Source organism: Mesorhizobium sp. ORM8.1 (assembly GCF_053005525.2).
Genome location: NZ_CM132600.1, coordinates 4,732,773 through 4,752,500 on the forward strand (window position 1 = coordinate 4,732,773; position 19,728 = coordinate 4,752,500).

Annotated in this window: 15 protein-coding genes and 2 pseudogenes (1 of these 17 cut by a window edge); 12 read left to right on the forward strand and 5 right to left on the reverse strand. The window is 63.0% G+C overall.

Annotation, left to right across the window (positions count from 1 at the left end):
* Position 1: 1 nt before the first annotated feature.
* On the reverse strand, positions 2–592 hold the full coding sequence (locus ACVDG8_RS23840) for a winged helix DNA-binding protein (protein ID WP_447256909.1): 591 nt from the start codon (positions 590–592) through the stop codon (positions 2–4).
* A gap of 165 nt (positions 593–757) precedes the next feature.
* Here ACVDG8_RS23840 and ACVDG8_RS23845 point away from each other — a divergent pair, with 165 nt between their 5' ends.
* Entirely contained in the window at positions 758–1,885 is a 1,128-nt protein-coding gene (locus ACVDG8_RS23845; RefSeq protein ID WP_447256910.1) for an LLM class flavin-dependent oxidoreductase, read from the forward strand.
* Positions 1,886–2,005: 120 nt separating this feature from the next.
* Positions 2,006–2,500, forward strand: coding sequence for a flavin reductase family protein (locus tag ACVDG8_RS23850; protein WP_447256911.1), 495 nt, complete (start codon positions 2,006–2,008; stop codon positions 2,498–2,500).
* 12 nt (positions 2,501–2,512) lie between these two features.
* Here ACVDG8_RS23850 and ubiG read toward each other — a convergent pair whose 3' ends face one another.
* Positions 2,513–3,262 carry a bifunctional 2-polyprenyl-6-hydroxyphenol methylase/3-demethylubiquinol 3-O-methyltransferase UbiG gene (gene ubiG / locus ACVDG8_RS23855; RefSeq protein ID WP_447256912.1) on the reverse strand — a complete coding sequence of 250 codons (750 nt, stop codon included), beginning with the start codon at positions 3,260–3,262 and terminating at the stop codon, positions 2,513–2,515.
* Positions 3,263–3,563: 301 nt separating this feature from the next.
* Between ubiG and ACVDG8_RS23860 the strand changes: the two genes are divergently transcribed.
* Positions 3,564–4,121 carry a putative glycolipid-binding domain-containing protein gene (locus ACVDG8_RS23860; protein WP_447256913.1) on the forward strand — a complete coding sequence of 186 codons (558 nt, stop codon included), beginning with the start codon at positions 3,564–3,566 and terminating at the stop codon, positions 4,119–4,121.
* 33 nt (positions 4,122–4,154) lie between these two features.
* Here the strand turns inward: ACVDG8_RS23860 and ACVDG8_RS23865 are convergent, their stop codons facing one another.
* Positions 4,155–4,451: an antibiotic biosynthesis monooxygenase family protein gene (locus tag ACVDG8_RS23865; RefSeq protein ID WP_447256914.1), complete on the reverse strand. Its 297-nt coding sequence runs from the start codon at positions 4,449–4,451 to the stop codon at positions 4,155–4,157.
* 215 nt (positions 4,452–4,666) lie between these two features.
* On the opposite strand from ACVDG8_RS23865, the gene ACVDG8_RS23870 reads away from it, so the two are divergent.
* The 8 genes and pseudogenes from ACVDG8_RS23870 to ACVDG8_RS23905 all read left to right on the forward strand — a co-directional run bounded on the left by ACVDG8_RS23870 (position 4,667) and on the right by ACVDG8_RS23905 (position 16,605).
* The gene (locus tag ACVDG8_RS23870) at positions 4,667–5,920 is read left to right on the forward strand and encodes an aspartate kinase (RefSeq protein ID WP_447256915.1); all 1,254 of its coding nucleotides are present in this window, start codon (positions 4,667–4,669) and stop codon (positions 5,918–5,920) included.
* A gap of 83 nt (positions 5,921–6,003) precedes the next feature.
* Positions 6,004–8,274: a phosphoenolpyruvate--protein phosphotransferase gene (gene ptsP, locus ACVDG8_RS23875; protein ID WP_447256916.1), complete on the forward strand. Its 2,271-nt coding sequence runs from the start codon at positions 6,004–6,006 to the stop codon at positions 8,272–8,274.
* Positions 8,275–8,283: 9 nt separating this feature from the next.
* On the forward strand, positions 8,284–9,363 hold the full coding sequence (gene prfA / locus ACVDG8_RS23880) for a peptide chain release factor 1 (protein ID WP_447256917.1): 1,080 nt from the start codon (positions 8,284–8,286) through the stop codon (positions 9,361–9,363).
* A complete protein-coding gene (gene prmC, locus ACVDG8_RS23885; protein ID WP_447256918.1) occupies positions 9,356–10,234 on the forward strand; it encodes a peptide chain release factor N(5)-glutamine methyltransferase in 879 nt (292 codons plus the stop codon). The genes prfA and prmC overlap by 8 nt, the downstream gene beginning before the upstream one ends.
* 302 nt (positions 10,235–10,536) lie before the next feature.
* Positions 10,537–11,562 carry a DUF4167 domain-containing protein gene (locus ACVDG8_RS23890; RefSeq protein WP_447256919.1) on the forward strand — a complete coding sequence of 342 codons (1,026 nt, stop codon included), beginning with the start codon at positions 10,537–10,539 and terminating at the stop codon, positions 11,560–11,562.
* 222 nt (positions 11,563–11,784) lie between these two features.
* Complete coding sequence (clpB, locus tag ACVDG8_RS23895; protein ID WP_447256920.1) at positions 11,785–14,391, forward strand: ATP-dependent chaperone ClpB; 2,607 nt, start codon at positions 11,785–11,787, stop codon at positions 14,389–14,391.
* Positions 14,392–14,491: 100 nt separating this feature from the next.
* Positions 14,492–14,857 (forward strand): MmcQ/YjbR family DNA-binding protein, encoded by a 366-nt coding sequence (locus ACVDG8_RS23900; RefSeq protein ID WP_447256921.1) that lies wholly within the window; start codon positions 14,492–14,494, stop codon positions 14,855–14,857.
* Between the two features lie 234 nt (positions 14,858–15,091).
* Positions 15,092–16,605, forward strand: a pseudogene (locus ACVDG8_RS23905) (L,D-transpeptidase family protein).
* On the opposite strand, the gene ACVDG8_RS23910 reads toward ACVDG8_RS23905, so the two are convergent.
* Positions 16,579–17,211 (reverse strand): TMEM175 family protein, encoded by a 633-nt coding sequence (locus ACVDG8_RS23910; protein ID WP_447256922.1) that lies wholly within the window; start codon positions 17,209–17,211, stop codon positions 16,579–16,581. The pseudogene ACVDG8_RS23905 and the gene ACVDG8_RS23910 sit on opposite strands and share 27 nt — an antisense overlap.
* Positions 17,212–17,372: 161 nt before the next feature.
* Between ACVDG8_RS23910 and ACVDG8_RS23915 the strand changes: the two are divergent.
* Positions 17,373–18,925: pseudogene (locus ACVDG8_RS23915) on the forward strand (MFS transporter).
* 36 nt (positions 18,926–18,961) lie between these two features.
* Here the strand turns inward: ACVDG8_RS23915 and ACVDG8_RS23920 are convergent.
* Positions 18,962–19,728, reverse strand: partial view of a M23 family metallopeptidase gene (locus ACVDG8_RS23920; protein ID WP_447256924.1) — the 3' end only. It continues 1,201 nt past the right edge of the window; the window shows 767 of its 1,968 coding nt (coding positions 1,202–1,968); its start codon lies off the right edge, out of view; it ends in the stop codon at positions 18,962–18,964.

Below are 19,728 nucleotides of genomic sequence, written 5' to 3' on the forward strand. Positions count from 1 at the left end.
ATCAACCCTTTCCGTCATCCTCCGCGCCGGGTACCGGCCGTGGATGGCGGCGGCGATGGGTGGCGGCGGCGCGCGCCGCCTGTTCGTAGATGCCGGTCATCAGTTCCAGCGTGCGCGCGACATCCTCGAGCTTGTCGGCCATTTCGGGAATGCGCTTCACCGCCTCGATGAGCAGCACCGAGCGGATGTCGGCATAGCGCTCCGTCACACGGTGGCCAAGCGGCGTCACCTCATAGGTGACGCCAGCGCGGCCGCTGCCCGTGCGCGTGATCAAGCCACCTTTCAAGAGCTTGCGCAGGCTGTACTGGATGTTGGGGATGTCGTCGCGGTTGGTCATCTGCGCCAGGTCGCGCACGCTTTTCGGCCGGTCGTTCATCCGGATGATGTGCAGCAACGCGTTCTCCGGACCGCTGGCGGCGAATTCGATCACCGTCGCCAGGCACTCGGCCTGCCAGTGGCCGAACGCCTCGTAAGAGCGCATCAGCGCGTATTCGACTTCCGTGACCTCGATCTCCAGCGGCGTGCGCGCCAGGTGCCAGCCGCGATCCAGCAACTCGGCTTGGGTCTCCAGAGATTTGCGTCGGTCGTTCATCTGTTTTCCTGACGCAAGTCGTTGTCCCAAAACCGCTTCACACTTTTAGGCGACTTGCGTTGTCGCCCTTCGCGAGCATGCGCCGACCCGGCCGATTGCGTCCAGGCGAATTTATGATAGACTTTCTATTATAAATTATAACTAAAAAAGGAGGAGAATATCGTTATGGGAATGCTCGACAAGGCCGCGTCCGATGCGCAGCCGTTCTTTCTGGGCACATTCGCGTCCAATTGTTCCAGCGGCATGACCGTCACAAAAGTCGCCGAGCGCTGGGACAATTCCTGGGACAACAACCTCAAGCTCGCCCGCCTGCTGGACGAAGCCGGCATCGACTTCATGCTGCCGATCGCGCGCTGGATCGGCTATGGCGGAGAAACCAATTTCCACGGCAACGTGCTGGAAACGATCACCTGGGCGGCGGGACTGCTGGCGCTTACGCAAAACATCACGGTCTTTGCCACCACCCATACGGCGGCCAACCATCCGGTGGTCGTCGCCAAGCAGCTGGCGACCATCGACCAGATCAGCCGTGGCCGCATCGGCCTCAACATCGTCGCCGGCTGGAACAAGCCTGAGTATGAAGCGCTCGGCCTGACGCTGCCCGACGACCACACCAGCCGCTATGGCTACGCGCAGGAATGGTTCGACGTGGTCAAAGCCTTGTGGAGCCGCAACGAAGCGTTCGACTGGGATGGGACCTGGTTCAAGCTGAAGAACGTGCTCGGCGATCCACGCCCGTCATCGCCGCTGCCGATCCTCAATGCCGCCGGTTCCGAGGAAGGGCGCAAATTCGCCATCCGCAACGCCGATTTCCTGTTCACGCCGGCAATCGATCTCGCACGCTCGAAGGACGAGATCGCGGCGCTCAAGCAGCAGGCAAACGGTGCTGGCAGGGCTGTCGACGTGCTGACCTTCGCCCATGTCGTCTGTCGGCCGACCGAAAAGGAAGCGAATGACTATCTCGAGCATTTCGGCCGCGCCAATGCCGATTGGGCGGCGGTCGACAATCTGGTGCGACTGCAATTTGCCCATGCGCAGTCCTTCCCGCATGATCTGCTGGCACTGATCCGCGATCGCATGGCCGCCGGTCATGGCGGCTTCCCGCTGACCGGAACGCCGGAGCAGGTGGCCGATGGCATCACGGCGTTGCACGCTGCCGGCTTTCGCGGCTCGACTTTGTCTTTTGTCGATTATGTGGAGGAATTCCCCTATTTCCGCGATACCGTCCTGCCTATTCTCGAACAGAGAGGCATACGCATTGCGCCGGCTGCAATGCGACCGGCGGCGGCCTAGAACGTTTCACCGTTTCACAGAAACGGCGAACCGCTCTATCTCTTTTGTTTTAACGCAATTCCGGACGGAAAACCGTTTCACACTTTTCCTGGAATTGCTCTGGTGACACAGGAGGAAGCGATGTCCACAAAAGTCAGCGTCGCCGATTTCCGTGCCGCCATGCGGCTCATCGTCGGCAATGTCAGCGTGATCACCGCCGGCGTAGGCGACGATCGCTCCGGCTTGGTCGTCATTTCGGTCGTCTCGCTGTCGGCGGAGCCGCCGAAAGTGATCGCCTGCGTCAACCGCTCGTCGTCGACCTGGCCGGTGATCGAGCGCTACCGGCATTTCGGCGTCAATTCGCTCGGCCCCCAGCATCAGGCCGTCGCCGAGCGGTTCTCCGGCTTCGGCGGCATCAAGGGCAAGGATCGCTATGAAGGCGCCGAATGGACGACGCTGAAGACCGGCGCTGCGCTGCTGACCGACGCGGTCGCCGCCTTCGATTGCAGCCTGGACGAGATGATCGACCGCGGCACGCATTCCATCGTCATCGGTTCGGTCGAAGCGGTCAGGACCAAGGACGCCGGCCAGGCGCTGATCTATTGGCGGGGCGGCTATCGCCCCCTCGACGCTTGAGAACTGGCGTAGTCAGACCGAAGCTTTCTCCGCCAGCACCATGTAGTTGACGTCCATATCCCTGGATTTCTGCCAACGGTCGGCCAGCGGATGGTAGATGACGCCTGTGCGGTCGATGACGGTCAGTCCGGCAGCGCCCAGCGCCTTCGCCAGTTCTTCCGGACGCACCAGCTTGCCGAACTGGTGGGTGCCGCGCGGCAGCCAGCGCAGGACGTACTCGGCGCCGATGATGGCTAGCCCAAGCGCCTTCAGCGTGCGGTTGATGGTGGCCACGAACATGATGCCGCCGGGACGCACCATCTCACCGCATTTGGCGACGAACAGGTCGACATCGGCGACATGCTCGACCACTTCCATGTTGAGGATGACATCGAAGGTCTCGCCGGCCTCGGCCAGCGCTTCGGCCGTGGTGGCGCGATAATCGACGCTGACGCCGGCTTCCGCCGCATGCAGCCTGGCGACGTCGATGTTGGTGGCCGACGCGTCGGCGCCGACCACGTCGGCGCCGAGCCGCGCCATCGGTTCGCACAGCAAACCGCCGCCGCAGCCGATGTCGAGGAAGCGCAACCCCTCGAAAGGCCGGGCCGCGCGCGGATCGCGGCCGAAGCGCGCCGCCACCTGGTCGCGAATATAGGCAAGCCGCACCGGATTGAACTTGTGCAGCGGCCTGAACTTGCCGTTCGGGTTCCACCATTCGGCGGCAAGAGCGGAGAAGCGCTCGACTTCTCCGGCATCGATGGTCGATCGGCGGGGCTCTGGCATAGGCGGGTCTCCTCGATCGTAGGGAAGACAGGAACGCTAGAGCGATTCACCGTTTAACGGAAACGGCGAACCGCTCTATCTCTTTGTTTTCACGCAATTCCGGACGGAAAACCGTTTCACACTTCTCCTGGAATTGCTCTAGGAAGTCGGGTCCTTGGCGGCGAAAGTCAAGGCAGGTTTTTCCGACTGCCGCCAAGCACCGGCAATGTCAGCACATGGCAGCTTGATCGGACCAACGCCGAAACGGGCTTGCGACATCGCACGAATGGGAGGGCATGCTGTTCGAAAAAGGAATGCGATCATGCAGCCTCACGCTTCGATCTTCTGGCGCCGCCTCGACCTCGAAGGCCACGATGCCTGCCTGCTGTACCCGACCGATGGCGGTTGGCGGCTCGAGGGGCATGCCCTCTTCCTGCAGGAGGGCCAGCCATGCAGTCTCGCCTATGCGGTGGATTGCGATGCCGGCTGGCGCACGCGTTCGGCGCGCGTCGACGGTTTTCTCGGCGCGCAAATCCTGCGTTACGAGATCGAACGGCTTGGCGACGGCCAATGGATGCTGAACGGCGCGGAGCAAGCGGCGGTTGCCGGACTTGTCGATGTCGACCTCGGTTTTACGCCGGCCACAAATCTCCTGGCGATCCGCCGTTCCGACCTCGGTATCGGCACGGCAACGCCTGCTCCGGCAGCCTATCTGGCCTTTCCCGAACTCAAGCTGATGCGGCTCGACCAGACCTACCAGAGGCTCGATGAACAGCGCTATGCCTATGCCGCGCCGACGTTCGGCTACGATGCCGTCCTGGAGGTGTCGGCGCACGGCTTCGTTCTGGATTATCCCGGCCTGTGGCGAAGCGCGGCCTGAGGTGGGCGCTGCGGTCCAGGAGGGCCAACGCGGTCAGCGCGACAGCGCGACCGCGGCATGGCTCATGCTGACGCTGGATGGATCCATCGCCTGCACCGCTTCGCTGCCGCCGATCTCGGCCATGATGCGGCCCGCCGCGGCTTGGGCCTGTTCCATGCTTTGCCAACGCACGACGTCGACCCAGGCGCCGTCGTCGCGCTTGCCGAGATGGCGGCTGAGAAAGCCCGGCTGCCGGGCAAGCCAGTCCGTCATGACCCCGTTATTGGCGACAAAGCCGGCCTCGGTGCCCGGTTTGAGGCGGAAAGTGACGATTTCCAGGGTTTCGGTCATGCAGAATCTCCAAGCGATGGTCATGGCCGCCTTATCGCATGATCGATGACGGGTCAGTGTCAGGACGACCAGTGCCGGGCCGCTCCTGGCTCGGCTCGCTTGCGAAGCCTTGCTGTTTTGGCTAAGGAGGCGCGCGTTTCCGCGGCTCGGCTCCGACCGGGCGCTTCCTTCCGGTCCGGCCAGAAGCCGGCTTCAGTCAAAGGCATTTCGCTCCCATGGCGCGCATCGTGATGAAATTCGGCGGAACCTCGGTCGCCGACATCGCCCGCATCCGCAATGTGGCGCGACACGTCAAACGCGAGGTCGACGCTGGTCACGATGTCGCCGTGGTGGTCTCGGCCATGGCCGGCAAGACCAACGAACTGGTCGGCTGGACGCGCGAGGCCTCGCCCATGCACGACGCGCGTGAGTACGATGCCGTCGTCGCCTCGGGCGAGCAGGTCACGGCCGGCCTTTTGGCGATCACGCTGCAGAACATGGGCATCCATGCGCGCTCCTGGCAAGGCTGGCAGATCCCGATCAAGACCGACAACGCGCATGGCGCTGCGCGCATCCTCGATATCGACGGCGCGTTCCTGATCAAGCGTTTCGGCGAGGGCCAGGTGGCTGTCATCGCCGGTTTCCAGGGCATCGGCCCGGACAATCGTATCGCCACGCTTGGCCGCGGCGGCTCCGATACCAGTGCCGTGGCGATCGCGGCCGCGGTCAAGGCCGACCGCTGCGACATCTATACCGATGTCGACGGCGTCTACACCACAGATCCGCGCATCGAGCCGAAGGCGCGCCGGCTGGCCAAGATTTCCTTCGAGGAAATGCTCGAAATGGCCTCGCTCGGCGCCAAGGTGCTGCAGGTGCGCTCGGTCGAGCTTGCCATGGTACACAGGGTGCGTACCTTCGTGCGGTCGTCCTTCGACGATCCCGATGCGCCCGGAATGGGGGATTTGCTCAATCCGCCCGGAACGCTCATTTGCGACGAGGAAGAGATCGTGGAACAGCAGGTCGTCACCGGAATTGCCTACGCCAAGGACGAAGCGCAGATTTCGCTGCGCCGCGTCGGCGATCGTCCAGGCGTTGCCGCCGGCATCTTCGGCCCGCTGGCCGAAGCCAACATCAATGTCGACATGATCGTCCAGAACATCTCCGAGGACGGCAAGTTCACCGACATGACCTTCACGGTGCCATCTGGCGATGTCGACAAGGCGCTGGCCGTGCTTGGGCGCCTGAAGGCCGAAGTAGGGTACGATGTCGTACAGTCGGAAGCCGGCATGTCCAAGGTTTCGGTCATCGGCATCGGCATGCGCAGCCATGCCGGCGTTGCCGCCACCGCTTTCAAGGCGCTGGCCGACAAGGCGATCAACATCCGCGCCATCACCACCTCCGAGATCAAAATTTCGATACTGATCGACGGTCCCTATACCGAACTTGCGGTTCGCACTTTGCATTCCGTCTACGGTCTGGATAAGCAGTAACAAGAAAAGAGTGCGTTGTTGCATGAGCGCCGGCCGCGGGAGAAACTGCGGCGGGCGCGGTACCCATTGGAGAAGAAGCCGCGATGCGTGATACGGCCAGTGGCCCGCGCGTTCTGCTGAAACGGCTCCGCGAGCTCATGCAAGAGCCGCTGGAGCCGCAGGAGCGGCTTGACCGCATCGTGCGCGATATCGCCTCCAACATGGTCGCCGAAGTCTGCTCGCTCTATGTGCTGCGCGCCGATTCGGTGCTCGAACTCTATGCCACCGAAGGTCTGAACCCGAACGCCGTCCACCTAGCGCAGTTGCGGCTGGGGCAAGGCCTTGTCGGCACGATCGCGGCCAGTGCCCGGCCACTCAACCTTTCCAACGCGCAGGAACATCCGGCCTTCGCCTATCTGCCGGAGACGGGTGAAGAGATCTACAACTCCTTCCTCGGCGTACCGGTGCTCAGGGCAGGCCGCACGCTCGGCGTTCTGGTCGTCCAGAACAAGACCATGCGCCATTATCGCGACGACGAGGTCGAGGCGCTGGAAACCACGGCGATGGTGATCGCCGAGATGATCGCCACCGGCGATCTGGCGCGGCTGACGCGGCCAGGGCTGGAGCTCGACCTGCGCCGTCCGGTGAGTTTCACCGGTCTTTCCTTTAATGACGGCGTCGGGCTCGGCCATGTCGTGCTGCACGAGCCGCGCATCGTCGTCACCAACCTGTTCAACGAGGACAGCGAGGAGGAGGTGCGCCGCCTCGACGGCTCGCTCGGCTCGCTGAGGCTGTCGATCGACGACATGCTGGAGCGCCGTGACGTCGCCTTCGAGGGCGAGCATCGCGAGGTGCTCGAGGCCTATCGCATGTTCGCCAACGATCGTGGCTGGGTGCGGCGCTTGGAAGAGGCGATCCGCAACGGCCTGACGGCGGAAGCGGCGGTCGAAAAAGTCCAAAGCGACATGCGCGCCCGCATGCTGCACATGACAGACCCTTATTTACGCGAGCGGATGAGCGATTTCGACGATCTCGCCAACCGGCTGCTGCGCCAGCTGATGGGGCGTGGGCCGGAGGATGTCGCTGCCTCGTTGCCCAAGGACGCCATCATCGTCGCCCGCTCTATGGGCGCGGCCGAACTGCTCGACTATCCGCGCGACAAGCTGCGCGGCCTGGTGCTGGAGGATGGCGCCGCCACCAGCCATGTCGTCATCGTCGCACGCGCCATGGGCATCCCCGTCGCCGGTCAGATGAAGGGCGCCGTTTCCATGGCGGAAAACGGCGATGCCATCATTGTCGACGGCGAGGAAGGCACGATCCATCTCAGACCGCAGTCCGACCTCGAGGCCGCCTATGCTGAAAAGGTGCGTTTCAGGGCGCGGCGGCAGGAAACCTATCGCGAACTGCGCAAGAAGCCGTCGCTGACCAAGGATGGCATTGCGGTCGATCTCCTGATGAATGCCGGCCTTGCGGTCGATCTGCCGCAATTGGCTGAGTCGGGTGCCGCCGGCATCGGCCTGTTCCGCACCGAATTGCAGTTCATGGTCGCCTCGACCTTCCCACGCGCCGAGGCGCAGGAGCGGCTTTACCGCGACGTCCTCGACGCCGCGCGCGGCAAGCCGGTCACCTTCCGCACCATCGATATCGGCGGCGACAAGGTGCTGCCTTACTTCAAGGGCGCGATCCAGGAAGAGAACCCGGCGCTCGGCTGGCGCGCAATCCGGCTGACGCTTGATCGTCCTGGACTGCTCAGGACACAGATCCGGGCGCTGCTCAAGGCCTGCGGCGGCCGTGAACTGAAGCTGATGCTGCCGATGGTGACGGAGCTCGGCGAGATCGCGCAGGCGCGCGAGATCATCGATCGTGAGGTTCGGCACCTGTCACGCTTTGCCCATCACCTGCCGACCAGCCTCAAGCTCGGTGCGATGTTGGAAGTGCCGTCGCTCTTGTTCCAGCTCGACGAGCTGATGAAGGCGGTGGATTTCGTTTCGGTCGGCTCCAACGACCTGTTCCAGTTTGTCATGGCGGTCGACCGCGGCAACACGCAGCTTGCCGATCGCTTCGACAATCTGTCGACGCCGTTCCTGCGTGTATTGAAAATGATCGCCGACGCCGGCGCCCGCAACCACACGCCGGTGACGCTTTGCGGCGAGCTGGCCGGAAAACCCATATCCGCCATGGCGCTGATCGGCCTCGGCTTCCGCTCGATCTCGATGTCGCCGGCCTCCATCGGCCCGGTCAAGGCCATGCTCACCGAGCTGCCGCTGCAGGAGCTGGAAGACTTCTTCGGGGACAATCTGATGGCGCCGAGCCAAAAGCTGCCGATGCGCGCATTGCTGCAAGCCTTTGCCGACGATCGTTCCATTCCGCTATAGCATTCTATCATGATCAACCTTCCCCGCGAGCGTATGGATCAGGTCGTCAAGCGTTTCGAGATGCTCGAAGCGCAGATGTCGGCCGGGCCGGCCGCCGATGCCTATGTGAAGATGGCGTCGGAATATGCCGAACTGCAGGACATGGTGGCCAAAGTCCGGGAATTGCGTTCGGCAGAGCATGAGCAGGCCGATCTTGAAGCGATGCTAGCCGACAAGGGCACCGATGCCGATATGCGGGCGCTGGCCGAGGCCGATTTGCCCGGGGTCGAGGAGCGCATCGAAGAGCTGCAGAAGGACATCCAGATCTTGCTGCTGCCCAGGGACGCGGCCGACGACAAGAACGCCATCCTCGAAATCCGCGCCGGCACCGGCGGCGACGAGGCAGCGCTTTTCGCCGGCGACCTGTTTCGCATGTATGAGCGCTATGCCGCCGAACGCGGCTGGCGCTTTGAGACGGTATCGGCCAGCGACGGCGATGCCGGCGGCTTCAAGGAAATCATCGCGACCATTTCGGGCCGGGGCGTCTTTGCCCATTTGAAATTCGAGTCCGGCGTGCATCGTGTGCAGCGCGTTCCTGCGACCGAAGCCAGCGGACGTATCCACACGTCGGCCGCCACGGTTGCCGTGTTGCCGGAGGCCGAAGAGGTCGACATCGAGATCCGGGCAGAGGACATCCGCATCGACACGATGCGCGCTTCGGGTTCCGGCGGCCAGCACGTCAACACAACCGATTCAGCGGTGCGCATCACCCATTTGCCGACAGGTATCATGGTGGTTCAGGCGGAGAAGTCGCAGCATCAGAACCGGGCAAAGGCCATGCAGATCCTGCGCGCCAGGCTTTATGACATGGAGCGCAGCAGGGCGGATGAGCAGCGTTCGGAATCGCGCAAATCGCAAGTCGGCTCAGGCGACCGCTCGGAGCGCATCCGCACCTACAATTTCCCGCAGGGACGCGTTACCGACCACCGCATCAACCTCACCCTCTACAAGCTCGACCGGGTGATGATGGGCGAGCTCGACGAGGTGATCGACGCGCTGATTGCCGACCATCAGTCGAAGCTGCTCGCCGATATGGGCGTCGATGGCTGATGTTCTGCCCGCCGCGCTCGGACCGCTGCTGAGGACGGCAAGGGAGCGCCTGGCCGCTCACGGTATCGCCGATCCGGCGCTCGATTCGCGGCTGATCGTCGAACATTTCTCCGGCACAACCCACACCGAGGCGATCGCCGAACCTGGCCAAACAGTCGATACCTTCGCGCTTGCAGCAATCGAATCGGCCCTGAGACGTCGCGTCGCAGGTGAGCCGGTACACCGCATCCTCGGCTACCGGGAGTTTTACGGCCTGCGCCTGTCGCTGTCGCCGGAGACGCTGGAGCCGCGACCCGATACCGAGACGCTTGTCGACGCAATCCTGCCCTTCGCCAAGGCGACAGCCGGACGGTTGGGCGAATGCCGCATTCTCGATCTTGGAACAGGCACCGGCGCCATAGCACTGGCGCTGCTCAGCGCCGTTCCGGCGGCGACCGCAACAGGCGTCGACATTTCGCTCGACGCGCTGGCGACTGCTGCCCGCAATGCCGCGGAATTGGGGCTCGGCGGGCGCTTCAAAGCCTTGAATTCCAACTGGTTCGATAAAGTTTCGGGCCGATACCATGTAATTGCGTCGAACCCTCCCTATATATCCAATCGAGACATTGGAAATCTGCAGGACGAGGTCCGCGATTTCGATCCACATCGGGCCTTGGATGGTGGTGTGGATGGTTTGGACCCGTATAGGGTTATCGCCGCCGAGGCGGAAAGATTCCTGGAAATACAAGGCAAGGTAGCGGTCGAGATCGGCCACACACAGAAAAACGAAGTAACCGGGTTGTTTGCGGCAGCCGGCTATAATTCGGCCGGGGCACATCGCGACCTCAGTGGAAACGACAGGGTCCTGGTGTTTGAGCGTGGAAAGCCCTGATGCAGTGCGAAAAAACAGCTTGGCAATACCAGGGAATGCAGCTAGGGTCCCGCCTAACCGGATGAGACGAAGCAGGCAGTGCTCTTAGCGATTCGGTTTTCCTTGGAAATAGCTGCCTCCTTGCGCCAACGACGCCCAAGCTTCGTGCGGGATCGTCCGGCAAGTGATGTAACCGGAACAGGATGGCACGTGGCGCCAACGCAATTGATGCGGGCGAACGCCGGTGAAAAGACGAAGCGGCTGGCTGGATGAGCGCCACCGTTCGCGAACAGTTTTGAAAATTTCACATTGAAGAGAGTCGAATGAGGCCACAACAGCAGAACAGGCGCATGCGCGGTCGCAACAACAGCGGCGGCGGCAACAACAACAACAACAATCGCAAGGGGCCAAATCCCCTGACGCGCAGCTACGAGAGCAACGGTCCGGATGTGAAGATCCGCGGATCGGCTCAGCAGATCGCCGAAAAATACGCCACTTTGGCCCGTGACGCGCAAAGCTCCGGTGACCGGGTCATGGCGGAGAACTATCTCCAGCATGCCGAGCACTACAATCGCATCATCGCCGCCGCCCAGGCGCAGATGCCGATCCAGAACGCCCAGCAGAACCGTGACGATTTCGACGACGATCTCGACGAGGATCGCGACGAGTTCGACAATGCCGGCAACAACAATGGTGGCGAGGCTCCGACCGCGGCAAACGGCTCCGGGCCACAGCCGGTGATCGAAGGTACGCCGGCGGAGCTCGCCTACAACCAGGAAAATGGCCGCGACAACAACCGGCGTGACAACAACCAGCGCGACAACAATGGCCGCGACCGCCACCGTGACCGCCGCAACGGCGGGTACGGCCAGAATGGCCAACGCGGCGACAATGGACAGCGCGCCGATGGCCAGCGCGGCGAGAATGGCGGCCAGCAGTTCGACCAGAATCGCAATAACGAAGCACCGGTGCAGCCTGAGGGTTCTGCCGAGGTCGCTTCGGTGCCGGAACAGGCGCCGCAGTTCGACAGCTTCTCGCCGGCCGCTTTGGCCGCCCAGGCCGAGCTCAATGAAGCAGCAGCCATGGACAGTGGCGCCCGGCGCCCCCGCCGCCCCCGGCGTCCCCGCGGCTATGCCGATCAGGCCAACAATGGCGAACAGTCGGAGAATTCGACGCCGGACAATCTGGCCGAAGGCCGCAATGGCGATGACGTCAGCGCCAAGCCTGTTGAAGCCAAGCCCGCCGAAGAGCCGGTACGGGCGAGCGAAACCTTGGCCAGCGCGCCGACGCCAGTCGCCAGCGAGCCGGTGACTCCGAGCGAACCTGAGATCGTCGACGCAAACAACTGATCCAGACGTCTTTCAGACATTGCAAACGGCGGAGAAATTTCTCCGCCGTTTTTGTTTGCGCGCCGTTGGAATAATATGGCGACGCTGATGCCCGGATATCTTGAGAGACTGCCGCCTCCGCACCATATTGGCGCTGAACGGGGCCCGGCTCGATAAAGCGGGTCCGTCACCGCAATCTGATCCGGTGCCGCAAAGCGGGCCGGTGATGGAAGGAGACAAAGAATGAATCTTGAAAAATACTCGGAGCGCGTGCGTGGCTTCATCCAGTCCGCGCAGACCATGGCGCTCTCGCGCAACCACCAGCAATTCACGCCTGAACATATACTGAAGGTGCTCGTCGATGATGACGAGGGCCTTGCCGCATCGCTGATCGAGCGGGCCGGCGGGCGCGCCCGTGACGTCAAGCTCGGCGTCGAGACGGCGCTCGAGGCCATGCCTAAGGTGGAAGGCGGCAACGGCCAGCTTTATCTCGCCCAGCCGCTGGCGAAAGTGTTCTCGACCGCCGAGGAACTGGCCAAGAAAGCCGGCGACAGCTTCGTCACCGTCGAGCGGCTGCTGCAGGCGCTTGCCATGGAGAAGTCGGCCAAGACCGCCGACATCCTGGCCAAGGCCGGTGTCACCGCGCAGGCGCTCAACCAGGTCATCAACGATGTCCGCAAGGGCCGCACGGCCGATTCGGCCAATGCCGAGCAGGGCTATGACGCGCTGAAGAAATACGCACGCGACCTGACGGCCGACGCGCGTGCCGGCAAGCTCGATCCCGTGATTGGCCGTGACGACGAGATCCGCCGCACCATCCAGGTGCTGTCGCGGCGCACCAAGAACAATCCGGTGCTGATCGGCGAGCCGGGTGTCGGCAAGACGGCCATCGCCGAAGGACTGGCGCTGCGCATCGTCAATGGCGACGTGCCGGAATCGCTGAAGGACAAGCAGTTGATGGCGCTCGACATGGGCGCGTTGATTGCCGGCGCCAAATATCGCGGCGAGTTCGAGGAGCGGTTGAAGGCCGTGCTCAACGAAGTCACGTCGGCCAATGGCAATATCATCCTGTTCATCGACGAGATGCATACGCTGGTCGGCGCGGGCAAGGCGGACGGCGCGATGGATGCGTCCAACCTATTGAAGCCGGCGCTGGCGCGCGGCGAACTGCACTGTGTCGGCGCGACCACGCTCGACGAGTACAGAAAACATGTCGAGAAGGATCCGGCCCTTGCCCGCCGCTTCCAGCCCGTCTTCGTCGACGAGCCGACGGTCGAGGACACCGTCTCGATCCTGCGCGGCCTGAAGGAAAAGTACGAGCAGCACCACAAGGTGCGTATCTCGGATTCGGCGCTGGTGGCCGCGGCGACGCTGTCCAACCGTTACATCGCAGACCGTTTCCTGCCGGACAAGGCGATCGACCTGGTCGACGAAGCCGCGTCGCGGCTGCGGATGCAAGTCGATTCCAAGCCCGAGGTGCTGGATGAGATCGACCGCCGCATCATGCAGCTCAAGATCGAGCGTGAGGCGCTGAAGGTCGAGACGGATGATGCCTCGAAGGACCGGCTTGCCCGCCTGGAGAAGGAGCTTGTCAGCCTCGAGGAGGAATCGACCGAGATCACCGCCAAGTGGCAGGCCGAGAAGCAGAAGCTAGGGCTCGCCGCCGATCTGAAGAAGCAGCTCGACGAGGCGCGCAACGATCTCGCCATTGCCCAGCGCAAGGGTGAGTTCCAGCGCGCCGGCGAGCTTGCCTATGGCAAGATTCCGGAACTGGAAAAGAAGCTCAAGGAGGCCGAAGCCCAGGACGGCAAGGCCGGCATGGTCGAAGAGGTGGTCACCCCTGACCACGTCGCCCATATCGTCTCGCGCTGGACCGGCATTCCGGTCGACAAGATGCTGCAGGGCGAGCGCGACAAGCTGTTGCGCATGGAAGACGAGATCGGCAAGCGGGTCGTCGGCCAGGGCGAAGCGGTGCAGGCCGTTTCCAAGGCGGTGCGGCGCGCCCGCGCAGGCCTGCAGGACCCGAACCGGCCGATCGGCTCGTTTATGTTCCTTGGGCCGACCGGCGTCGGCAAAACCGAGCTTACCAAGGCGCTGGCGAACTTCCTGTTCGACGACGAGACGGCGCTGGTGCGGATCGATATGTCGGAGTTCATGGAGAAGCACTCGGTCGCCCGGCTGATCGGCGCGCCTCCCGGCTATGTCGGCTATGAGGAAGGCGGCGCGCTTACTGAAGCAGTGCGGCGCCGGCCCTATCAGGTCGTGCTGTTCGACGAGATCGAAAAGGCGCATCCCGATGTCTTCAACGTGCTGTTGCAGGTGCTCGATGACGGGCGGCTAACCGACGGGCAGGGCCGCACGGTCGATTTCCGCAACACGCTGATCATCATGACCTCCAATCTCGGCGCCGAATATCTGGTCAATCTCAGCGACGACCAGGATGTCGATGTCGTGCGCGACGAAGTTATGGGCGTGGTGAGAGCCTCGTTCCGGCCAGAGTTCCTGAACCGCGTCGACGAGGTGATCCTGTTCCATCGGCTGCGGCGGCAGGATATGGACCGCATCGTCGAGATCCAGCTCAAGCGGCTGGAGAACCTGCTTGTCGATCGCAAGATCACGCTGTCGCTCGATCACGACGCGATCGAGTGGCTGGCCGCCAAGGGTTACGATCCGGCCTATGGCGCAAGGCCATTGAAGCGGGTTATGCAGAAAGAGCTGCAAGACCCGCTGGCGGAGAAGATCCTGCTCGGCGAGATCCTCGACGGGTCGACCGTCAAGGTGACCGCTGGCTCGGATCGCCTGAACTTCCGCTCGAAGCCAAGCGTGGTGGCGACGGAAGCCGCCGCCTGATCCTGGTCGATTGAAATCGATAAAAGCGCGTTGCATCACATCGGTGCGGCGCGCTTTGTTTATGCAGGGCACTGACGCTGTCGGCCGAGAGGGAGATACAATGAGGCTCGACGACTACAACGACTTCTGCGGCTCGTTGCCTAAGACGACTCATGTCGTGCAGTGGGGCGGCGCCCATGTCTGGAAGGTCGGCGGCAAGGTGTTTGCCATAGGCGGCTGGAATGCCGACGGGCAGATCTTCGTCACCTTCAAATGTTCCGATATGGCCTTTGATGTGCTGAAGGAGCAGCCGGGCTGTCGGCCGGCGCCTTATCTCGCCTCGCGCGGCATGAAATGGATCCAGCGTCAGGCAAGCCAAAGCATGGATGATGCGGCGCTGAAGGACTATCTGCGCGAAAGCCATCGCCTGGTTGTCCTCAAGCTGACGAAGCTGGCGCGCAAGGAATTGGGGCTTGTCGCCGGCTAGATCAGGATGACATTTGGCCGAAACGTCATCCTGATCTAATTCATTGTTGGAGCATGATCATTTCCGAAAACCGGTTCCCATTTTTGGGGATCACGCTCTCGCTAATATTCCTTGAGGGACCGGAAAGCCGCCATCTTCATGCCCGGTTCATGTTGGAACCTTATTCTCGGTAACTGGTTTGCTGGCGAAGGGTTCGGCCGCCAGAAGCCCTGTCGACTGGAGAGCTTGACCCCCATGCTGCGCACCATCTTTTCCCTTTCGGCTCTTGCCGCTGGGCTGGTGTCTTTCAGTGCGTTCGCGACGCCCAGCATGGACGCCGAGCCGCGCGCACGGCCGGCGCAGCACGACGCGCTGATGCTGGCACAGGACGGCAACATCGACATCTACTACGATGCGCGGGGCAACCGGGTGCTGGTCGACGCCGACACCGGCAAGGTCATCGCCATCCAGCCGCCTGGCAGCAGATTCGACCGTCGCGCGCTGCGCCGGCAGCGTATGCAGGAGCTCGGCCGCGCCCCTGTCGAGGACGACGAACGTTACTATCTCGACGATCCGGAGGATATGGCCCGCTTCCGCCGCCGTCAGCTGGAGGAGAATGGCCGGGTCATTCCGCCGCCCGCCGATGAATATGATTCCAATGGCGACAACTCGGTCGATGCCTATCCGCCGGCGCCCAATAATGATGACGGCTCTGCCACCACTTATCCCGAGGCACCGAAGTCGAACACCATCAAACGCCAGCCGCTGAACGAGGCGTCGATCGATCCGGGGCAGCCGGGCCAGGGCGAGGTGCTTCAGACCAACCCTGAAAGCCAGGCTTCGCCGCCGCCAGATGGCGGTGGCAAGGCCACCGTCGATCCGTCGCTGTCGCTCGGCGCGCGCCAGGATGTGGCGGCGCTGCAAGTGCTGCTCGACCGCGGTGGCGCTTCGCCAGGCGTCATCGACGGGCGCTTCGGCTCGAATGTCGACAAGGCTTTGGCCGCCTACAACCAAATCAACGGCGCCAGCCTGAAATCGACCGACGCGGTCGGTATCCAGGCGGCTCTCGCCCAATCCGGCGGCGATGCTTTTGCCAACTACACGATCACGTCCGAGGACGTGGCTGGCCCTACGTCGCCTCGATCCCGGAGGACTACAGCCAGAAGGCTAGGCTCAACTGCATGTGCTATACCTCGGTCACCGAGGCGCTGGGCGAGCGCTTCCACATGGACGAGAACTATCTGAAGTCAATCAACAAGGGCATCGACTTCAATCGTCCGGGCACGATCATCAAGGTCGCCAATTTCGGCAGACTGGTGTCGACGCCGGTCGCGCGCATCGTCGCCGACAAGACCAAGAAGGAAGTCTACGCCTATGATGCCGGCGGCAAGCTGGTGGCAGCCTATCCCGCCACCATCGGCTCGGCCGACACCCCGTCGCCGACCGGCATCCATGCCGTGTCGCGCATCGCGCTTGACCCGAACTACACCTACAACCCGAACATCAACTTCAAGCAGGGCGAGAACGACAAGATCCTCACCGTCCCGCCGGGCCCGAACGGACCGGTCGGCTCGGTCTGGATCGCGCTCGACAAGCCGACCTACGGCATCCACGGCACGCCCGAGCCGTCCAAGATCGGCAAGACCGAAAGCCATGGCTGCGTGCGCCTGACCAACTGGGACGCGCGCGAGCTCGCCAAACTGGTCTCGCCGGGCGTCACCGTGGAGTTTGTCGGCGGGCCTTCAGCCGATGACGTTGCGCAGCAGTGAGCTGCGCGGCGCGGCGGCATAGATGATCTGCGCCGCCAGGATGAAACCGATGCTGAGCAAGGGCGCGACCAGGCAAAGGGCCGCGCCGATTGCCCACAGGATCTGTGCCCTGACGATACGCCGATAGACGGTGTGCCGCGTTTGCGCATCGACGTCCTCGGCGATCATGCCGTTCCTGTCGGCATACCACCAACTGGCGAAAAGCGAGGCTCCCAGCATCAAAAGGTTCAGCCAGTAGACCAACACTGCGATCCTGAACTCGAGAAAATCGCCAAGAAGGTCGGTGGAGAACGGCAACAGCGCGATGAAGGCGAGAAAGCACAGGTTGAGCGTGGCGAGCCGCCGGTCCGATTTCGCGATCAACCCGTGTTGTGCCTGCTGGCCGAACCAGAAGATGGTCAGCGTCAGGAAGCTCAGCGCGTAAGTCAGGAAACGCGGGGCCAGCGCCAGGATCGCGGCGAGCAGCTCGCTATCCGAATGCACCGCCTCATGCGAAGGCACTCTGATCTCCAATACGATCAAGGTGAGCGCGATGGCGAAGACGCCGTCGGTTATCCCGACGATGCGTCCGCGTCCTTCCGCTGATGGTTCGAGCGGTCGCTTCATGGTTTCCCCCTCTTTGCGTGTAAGGGTGGAACCTAGCACGCGCTTGGCGGTTTGCATCAGGATTGGCGCTCGCCTCGCCATGCGGCCAGTGTCATCTGGTTTCAAGAACAGCGATCCTGTGGCTTGTTGTTGTGCATTCGCTAGGGGGCTAAGCAGGGTCTATGTCATCCGCGCATGAAACAGCCGCAGAGTCGCTCTCGTCCTCGCGAGCGAACGGCACATTCTGTCCGCAGACGCGGCGCAAATTCGTGCTGGTCGCGGCTATTCTCGCTTCGGCGCTGGGTTTCATCGACGGATCGATCCTGGCGATCGCCATGCCGGCGCTGCGCGTCGATCTCGGCGCCAGCCTGGCAGAGGCACAGTGGATATCCAACGCCTATGCGCTGACGCTTTCAGCGCTCATTCTGGCGGGGGAGCTGCCGGCGACCGTTTCGGTCTGCGTCGCGCCTTCGTGGCCGGTATCGCGCTGTTCATCGTCGCTTCGCTGGCCTGCGCGGTCGCGCCCGATCCGACGATGCTGATCGCCTTCCGCGCCGTCCAAGGTATTGGCGCGGCCATCATGGTGCCGGGCAGCCTCGCCATCATCGCCAAAGCCTATCCGAAAAAGGAACGCGGCCGGGCGATCGGCATCTGGGCGGCTGCTTCAGCTCTGACCACGGCGCTCGGCCCGGTGCTTGGCGGCTTTGTGCTTACCACCTTCGGCAATGGCATCTGGCGCGCCATCTTTGCCATCAACCTGCCGCTCGGGCTGATTTCGATCTATCTGCTGCTGGCCAAGATCCCGGCCGACCAGCCAACGGAAAAGCGCAGCCTCGATCTCGGCGGCGCGGGCCTGGCAACGCTTGCCTTTGGATCGCTGGCCTATGGGCTGACGGCGATGAATGCCGAAGGCGGAGGCGGGATGGCCGGCCCGGCAATCCTCATCGGCGCGGCCCTGCTTGTGGTCTTTATCCTTTATGAGCGCCGGCGCAGCGAGCCGATGATCGATCTCAGACTGTTCCGCATCCGCGCTTTCGCCGGCGCCAATTTGGCGACGTTCTTCCTCTATTTTGCGCTGTCGGCCAATCTGTTCTACCTGCCGATGCTGCTGATTGCCGGCTGGGGACTGAGCTCAGCCGAAGTCGGCTTCATCTTCCTGCCGCTGTCGGCGTCGATCGCGCTGCTTTCCGGTCCGGTGGGCCAATGGTCGGACCGGATCGGGCCGCGCCTGCCGATCGCCGCCGGCAGCTTTGTCGTGGCGATCGCCTTTGCGGGCCTGGCCTTGCTCACCCACGCCGGCTTCCATCATTTCTGGACCGGGACCTTCCCGCTGATGGCGCTGATGGGGCTTGGCATGGCGCTGGTCGTGTCGCCGCTGTCGACGGCGATCATGACGTCCGTCGAGGATAAGGACACTGGCGCCGCATCGGGTATCAACAATGCCGTCTCGCGCATCGGCGGCCTGATCGCGGTGGCGGCGATGGGATCGCTGGCGGCAATCGTCTATGCGCGGATGACAAACGGCGCTGCCGGAGTTCCTGGCTTCGGCGAGCCACCGGCATCCAGTCTTGCCGCCAATGTCGACGCGGTCAGGGTCGCGGCAAGCGATTCGGCCTTCGCCGCGGTCGCGGTGATCACCACCCTGCTTTGCCTGCTGTCGTCGATAACGGCGTGGTTCACGGTTCCCGGACAGGCATCGCCCTGGCCGGCGCCGTCAGGCAATTCGCGCGACTGATTCGAAAATCGCCTTGCGTAATTCCGGGAAAACCGTTCAGCCTTCGATCTTGGCGCTGGCAACCTTCAGCGAGTTGCCGTCTTCCTGCTTCAAGAGATCGTCGATGCGCTCGCGTTCACGCTTGAAGGCGACGAGATCGTCGCCCTTCAGCACCTTGCCGACCGGCAGGCGCACGCGCATCGGGTCGACCTTGGTGCCGTTGACGATCAGCTCGTAGTGAAGATGGGGCCCGGTGGCGAGGCCGGTCTGGCCGAGATAGCCGATCGTCTGGCCTTGGCGCACGCGCATACCCGGCTCGATACCTTTGGCAAAAGCGCTCTGGTGGTTGTAGGACGTCTCGTAGCCATTGGCATGGCGGATAATGATCTGCTTGCCGTAGCCGCCGGCCCAGCCGACCTTCTCGATGATGCCGTTGCCGGCGGCGATGATCGGCGTGCCGATCGGGGCTGCCCAGTCGACGCCGGTGTGCATTCGCACATAGCCCAGAATCGGATGCCGACGGGCGCCGAAGCCGGAGCGGAATTTGCCGGCGGGCAGCGGATTGCGCAGCAGAAATTGCTTGGCGCTCGAACCGTCCTCGTCGAAATAGTCGGTGCCGCCGTCCTGCATCTGGAAGCGGTAGAAGTTGCGTGTCTGGCCGCCGAACGTCGCCGAGACATAGAGGAGCTCGGAATTGTCGGAAGTCTGGTCGTCGCCGTCGGGCTGCGAGAACAGCACTTCAAGCCGGTCGGACGGTGAAATCCGCGATTGGTAGTCGACGTCGGACGCGAGCAGCTTGATCAGCTTCTGCGTCATCTCCTTCG